Source organism: Curtobacterium sp. Csp2 (assembly GCF_013347165.1).
Window position 1 is genome coordinate 1,381,664 of record NZ_CP054593.1, and the last position, 4,851, is coordinate 1,386,514.

Annotated in this window: 3 protein-coding genes and 1 pseudogene; 1 reads left to right on the top strand and 3 read right to left on the bottom strand. The window is 71.6% G+C overall.

All coding sequences use genetic code 11. The features are described 5' to 3' along the window. Nucleotides 1–109: 109 nt before the first annotated feature. Both HUN59_RS06950 and HUN59_RS06955 read right to left on the bottom strand, forming a co-directional pair. Nucleotides 110–1,036, bottom strand: coding sequence for a hypothetical protein (locus HUN59_RS06950; RefSeq protein WP_174777939.1), 927 nt, complete (start codon nt 1,034–1,036; stop codon nt 110–112). 185 nt (nt 1,037–1,221) lie between these two features. Continuing rightward, nucleotides 1,222–2,646 (bottom strand): APC family permease, encoded by a 1,425-nt coding sequence (locus HUN59_RS06955; RefSeq protein ID WP_174777940.1) that lies wholly within the window; start codon nt 2,644–2,646, stop codon nt 1,222–1,224. A 110-nt stretch (nt 2,647–2,756) separates the two neighbouring features. Between HUN59_RS06955 and HUN59_RS06960 the strand changes: the two genes are divergently transcribed. Beyond that, nucleotides 2,757–4,643, top strand: coding sequence for an ABC transporter ATP-binding protein (locus tag HUN59_RS06960; protein ID WP_254630018.1), 1,887 nt, complete (start codon nt 2,757–2,759; stop codon nt 4,641–4,643). Nucleotides 4,644–4,667: 24 nt separating this feature from the next. Here HUN59_RS06960 and HUN59_RS06965 read toward each other — a convergent pair. After that, a pseudogene (locus HUN59_RS06965) lies at nt 4,668–4,851 on the bottom strand (ABC transporter ATP-binding protein); the annotation flags it as partial.

Genomic DNA, 4,851 nt, shown 5'->3' on the forward strand with positions numbered 1-4,851 from the left:
CGCCCGGCCGCCTGTCTGCCTGCCTGCCTGCCGCGAGTTCACGCGCTGAGCGACACTTCACGGCGGCAGGCGCGCGTGGAGTGTCGCTGAGCGCGTGAGGTGCTCCGGTTCACACCGGGACGCCGTGTGCGCGGAAGAGCGCTCGGAGTCGGTCGAGCTCGACCAGGTGCCACCACGTCGCCCGGACGACCGTGCGGACGGCGGGCAACGCTCGGACCCGGTCCTCGCGACGCTTCTCCGCCCAGAGCACGTCGCCGGGGTCGCGTCCGTCCAGCATCGTCGGGTCGACGTACTTCTGTCGCCCGTCGAACTCGACGACCACCCCCAGGGACGGGAACCAGAAGTCGAGCCGGTCGATCGTGCCGTCGGCGTGCCGTACCAGCGCCTGGCTCACCCACGGCGGCATGCCCAGCTCGACGAACCGTGCGGCGGCGAAGGACTCGCCGGCGGACTCGTGGAGCGGGTCGAGCGCATCGAGCACGGCGGCGGCGCGGACGGACCCACGGGCTGGCCGTCGGGGGACGTGCTGTTGCAGCTCGTCGATCCGGACCTGCCTGCGGCGGACGGCGGCATCGACGGCGACCGCTGCGACGTGCAGCGCGCACGACGTCGCGAGCATCACGGCCGTGTCGAGGGCCGAGGTGACGGGAACGCCGTCGAACGCCGCGGGGTCGACGGCGGTCCGCGGAACGCCGGGGTGACGGACGACGCCAGCTCGGTGCTGGATGACCGTTGCGTTCGGATCGAGCACGTGGACCCGATCGCCGACGTCCCCGATCCAGGGCCAGCCGTGGATCATCGCGGCGGTCCCGTGCGAGAAGACGGAACCGGGACGCAGCAGCGGCGCGACGGCACGGGCGCGGGTGAGGTGTCGTTCGTGGAGGGCGAGGCCGTCCCAGACGTCGCGCTCGATGAACACCCCGGGCAGCAGCCGCACGAGACTGCCCGCCGCGTACCGACGCTGCAGGGTCCGAGCGGTCGCCGGGTCGGCGGGGGACGTCCGGAGGATCGGTGTGCGCTTCCGGTGTTCGTGCATGCGCCGATCGTGGCCGTGCCCGGGCGGGTCCGGGGTGTGATCGGCGGGACCGGTGCACGACCTCCGCAGCGACCGGCTGTGTGGAGGACGGATGTCACGGGCTCAGCGACAGGTCACGGGCTGACCGGCGCGTGAGGTGTCGCTGAGCGCGTGAGGACGCAGCAGGGCGCGGGCCGCCGCACGGGTCAACGCAGGGTGCTGTGGCGGCGGCCGTAGACCAGGTAGAGCACCACGCCGGCGAGCATCCACAGCCCGAAGGCGATCCACGTGCCGGCTCCGAGGAACACGGCGAGCAGGACGCAGCAGAGCGTGCCGAGCACCGGGACGACCGGGAACAGCGGGACGCGGTACGAGCGCTCCAGGTCGGGTCGGCTGCGGCGCAGGACGAGCACCGACACGTTGACGAGGGCGAACGCGACGAGGGTGCCGATGCTCGTGGCGTCGGCGAGCTCCCCGAGGGGGACGAGCGCCGCCACGACGGTCACGACGACGCCGACCACGAGGGTGCCGACGACGGGCGTGCCGGTGCGGTGGGAGACCCGGCCGAAGAGCTTCGGCACGAGTCCGTCCCGCGCCATGGTCAGCAGGATGCGGGTCTGGCCGTAGAGCACGGTGAGCACGACGCTCGCGATCGCGACCACAGCGCCGACGGAGAACACGAGCGCGACCCAGGGCTGGCCGGTGACGTCGACGACGATGCGGACGAGCGAGGCCTCGTCGGCGGAGAACGACGTCCACGAGCGCGCTCCGATCGCGGCGATCGCCACGAGGATGTACAGCGCGGTGATGAGCGCGATCGACCCGATGATCGCGCGGGGGAGGTCGCGGCGGGGGTCCTTCGCCTCTTCCCCGGCGGTCGACGCGGCGTCGAACCCGATGTACGAGAAGAACAGGCGCGAGGCCGCAGCGGTCACGCCGGCGGCCCCCATGGGGGCGAGCGGTTCGAAGTTCTGCGCGCGGAACGCGGTGAACGCGACGACGACGAAGAACACCAGCAGGGCGATCTTCACGACGACCATCAGCGTGTTCACCCAGGCGCTCTCGCGGGCCCCGGGCAACAGGACCGCCGTCGCGAGCAGGACCAGGAGCGCCGCGGGCAGGTTGACGACCCCGCCGTCGCCGGGGGGAGCCGCGAGGGCCGTCGGCAGGTGCAGACCGAAGACGCGGAGGGTCTCGTCGACGTACTCGCTCGCGCCCACGGCCACGGCGGCCACGGACACCGCGTACTCGAGGACGAGGCACCAGCCGCAGACCCAGGCGATGCCCTCGCCCATGGTCGCGTACGTGTACGAGTAACTGGACCCGGACGTCGGCACCGCGCCGGCCATCTCCGCGTAGGACAGCGCGGAGAGCAGCGCGGCGACGCCGGCCACCACGAACGAGATCCACACGGCCGGCCCGGCGAGGGGCACCGCGGTCCCGAGCACGACGAGGATGCCGGTCCCGAGGGTCGCGCCGACGCTGATCATCGTCAGGTGCCACACGCCGAGGGAGCGACGGAGCGGCGCACCGTCCACGCCGCGCGCGGCCTCTGCCTGCAGCTGCTCGATGGGCTTGCGCCGAGCGAGCTGCTGGCGGAGCGACGTGGGGCGGGTGGGCGCGGACGTCATGGGACCTCTGTGGAGCCGGGGAAGGGGACTGCTGATGGTCGCACGGCCCCTGAACGGGGTCAAATACGGGCCACCCCGCCACCGTCACCGCGCGGGGATAGGTTTGCCCCATGAGCATGGGCCACGGGATGCGTCCGGGTACCGCGGGCGGACCCCGCGGCGGTGGGCGCATCTCGAGCGGCGACGTCCGGGCGCAGAAGGCCGCGAACGCCGAGGCGCCGCGGATCCCGCACCTCGTCCGGCGGATCGCCGAGCTCTTCGTGCCGCACCGCCGCGCGATCGTCCTGACGGTCGTGCTCGTACTCGTCGGGGCGGCCCTGTCGGTGATCCCGCCGCTGCTCACCCAGCAGGCGTTCGACCGCGGACTGTTCCCACCGGGTGGTCGCCCGGACCTGCCGGTGCTGTTCGAGCTCGTCGGCGGCATGATCGCCCTCTGGATCGCGAGCGCCGGCGTCGGCATCTGGCAGACCTACCTGACGGCGACCGTCGGCAACAAGGTCATGGGCGCCATGCGGATGCGGCTCTTCGGGCACCTGCAGCGGATGGAGCTGGCCTTCTTCACCCGCACGAAGACCGGCGTCATCCAGTCACGGCTGCAGAACGACGTCGGTGGCGTCGCGAGCGTCCTCAACAACACGATCTCGTCCGTCCTCGGCAACACCGTCACCGTCATCGCCGCGATCGTCGCGATGCTGCTGCTGAGCTGGCAGATGACGCTCGTCGCGGTCGTCCTCCTGCCGCTCCTGGTCATCGCCCAGCGGCGGGTCGGCCAGGTCCGCGCGCGGATCGCGGCCCAGACGCAGGAGTCACTTTCCGACATGACGGCGATCACCCAGGAGGCACTGAGCGTCTCCGGCATCCTGCTCGCCAAGTCGTTCAACCAGCAGCGCAGCGAGACGCAGCGGTACGGGGACGAGAACCGCAACCAGATCCGGCTGCAGGTCCGCCAGCAGATGTCCGGCCAGTGGTTCTTCGCCATCGTCCAGGTCTTCCTGTCGATCATCCCCGCGGTCATCTACGTGGTGGCCGCGTACCTGATCATCGGGAACGTGCCGATCACCGCCGGCACCATCGTCGCGTTCACCACGGTGCAGTCGCGGCTGCTCTTCCCGACGGTGGGCCTGCTGCGCGTGGTCCTCGACCTGCAGACCTCCGGAGCCCTGTTCGCCCGGATCTTCGAGTACCTGGACCTGCGTCCCGCCATCACCGACGCGCCGACCGCGCAGAAGGTGGACGAGCGCCGCGTCGGGCACGTCGCGTTCGAGGACGTCACCTTCGCCTACCCGGACGCCGAGGCCGACGCGCCCACCCTGCGCCAGGTCTCGTTCGAGCTCGAACCCGGACAGTTCGCCGCGTTCGTCGGGCCGTCGGGCGCCGGCAAGACGACGATCTCGTACCTGGTCCCGCGACTGTACGAAGCATCCTCGGGCTCGGTGCGCTTCGCGGGTGCGGACGTGCGGGACCTGGAGCACGAGGACCTGATGCGGCACGTCGGCATCGTCAGCCAGGAGACCTACCTGTTCCACGCCTCGATCGGCGACAACCTCCGGTACGCCAAGCCGGACGCGACCGACGCCGAGCTCGAGCGTGCGGCACGCGCGGCGAACATCCACGAGACCATCGCCTCGTTCCCCGACGGCTACGACACCGTCGTGGGGGAGCGCGGCTACCGGTTGTCCGGCGGCGAGAAGCAGCGCATCGCGATCGCGCGGGTGCTGCTCAAGGACCCGCCGGTGCTCGTGCTCGACGAGGCGACGAGCGCGCTCGACTCCATCTCCGAGCACGTCGTCCAGACCGCCCTCGACACGGCGGCGGCCGGGCGGACGACGATCTCGATCGCGCATCGTCTCTCGACGATCCGGGACGCCGACGTGATCTTCGTGCTCGACCACGGGCGGATCGTCGAGCGCGGGACGCACGACGAACTGCTCGACCGTGACGGCGTGTACGCGGCGCTCTTCCGGCAGCAGAACGCCCCGGTCGACGCGGATCGCTGACCGCTCGGCTCCCTCCAGCCCGCAAACCCGCCCGTGGTCGAGCACGAAGATCACGTCGGCGTCCCGGATCGTCGAGAGACGATGCGCGATCGAGATCGTCGTCCGCCCGGCCGCCGCCGTGTCGAGGGCGGTCTGGACGACGTGCTCGGAGATGGAGTCGAGCGCGCTCGTCGCCTCGTCGAGCACGAGCACCGGCGGGGCCTTGAGC

Bases quoted from the DNA above. Each gene is read 5' to 3' on its own strand.
- HUN59_RS06950 (WP_174777939.1), bottom strand. From the start codon at position 1,036: ATGCACGAACACCGGAAGCGCACACCGATCCTCCGGACGTCCCCCGCC.
- HUN59_RS06955 (WP_174777940.1), bottom strand. From the start codon at position 2,646: ATGACGTCCGCGCCCACCCGCCCCACGTCGCTCCGCCAGCAGCTCGCT.
- HUN59_RS06960 (WP_254630018.1), top strand. From the start codon at position 2,757: ATGAGCATGGGCCACGGGATGCGTCCGGGTACCGCGGGCGGACCCCGC.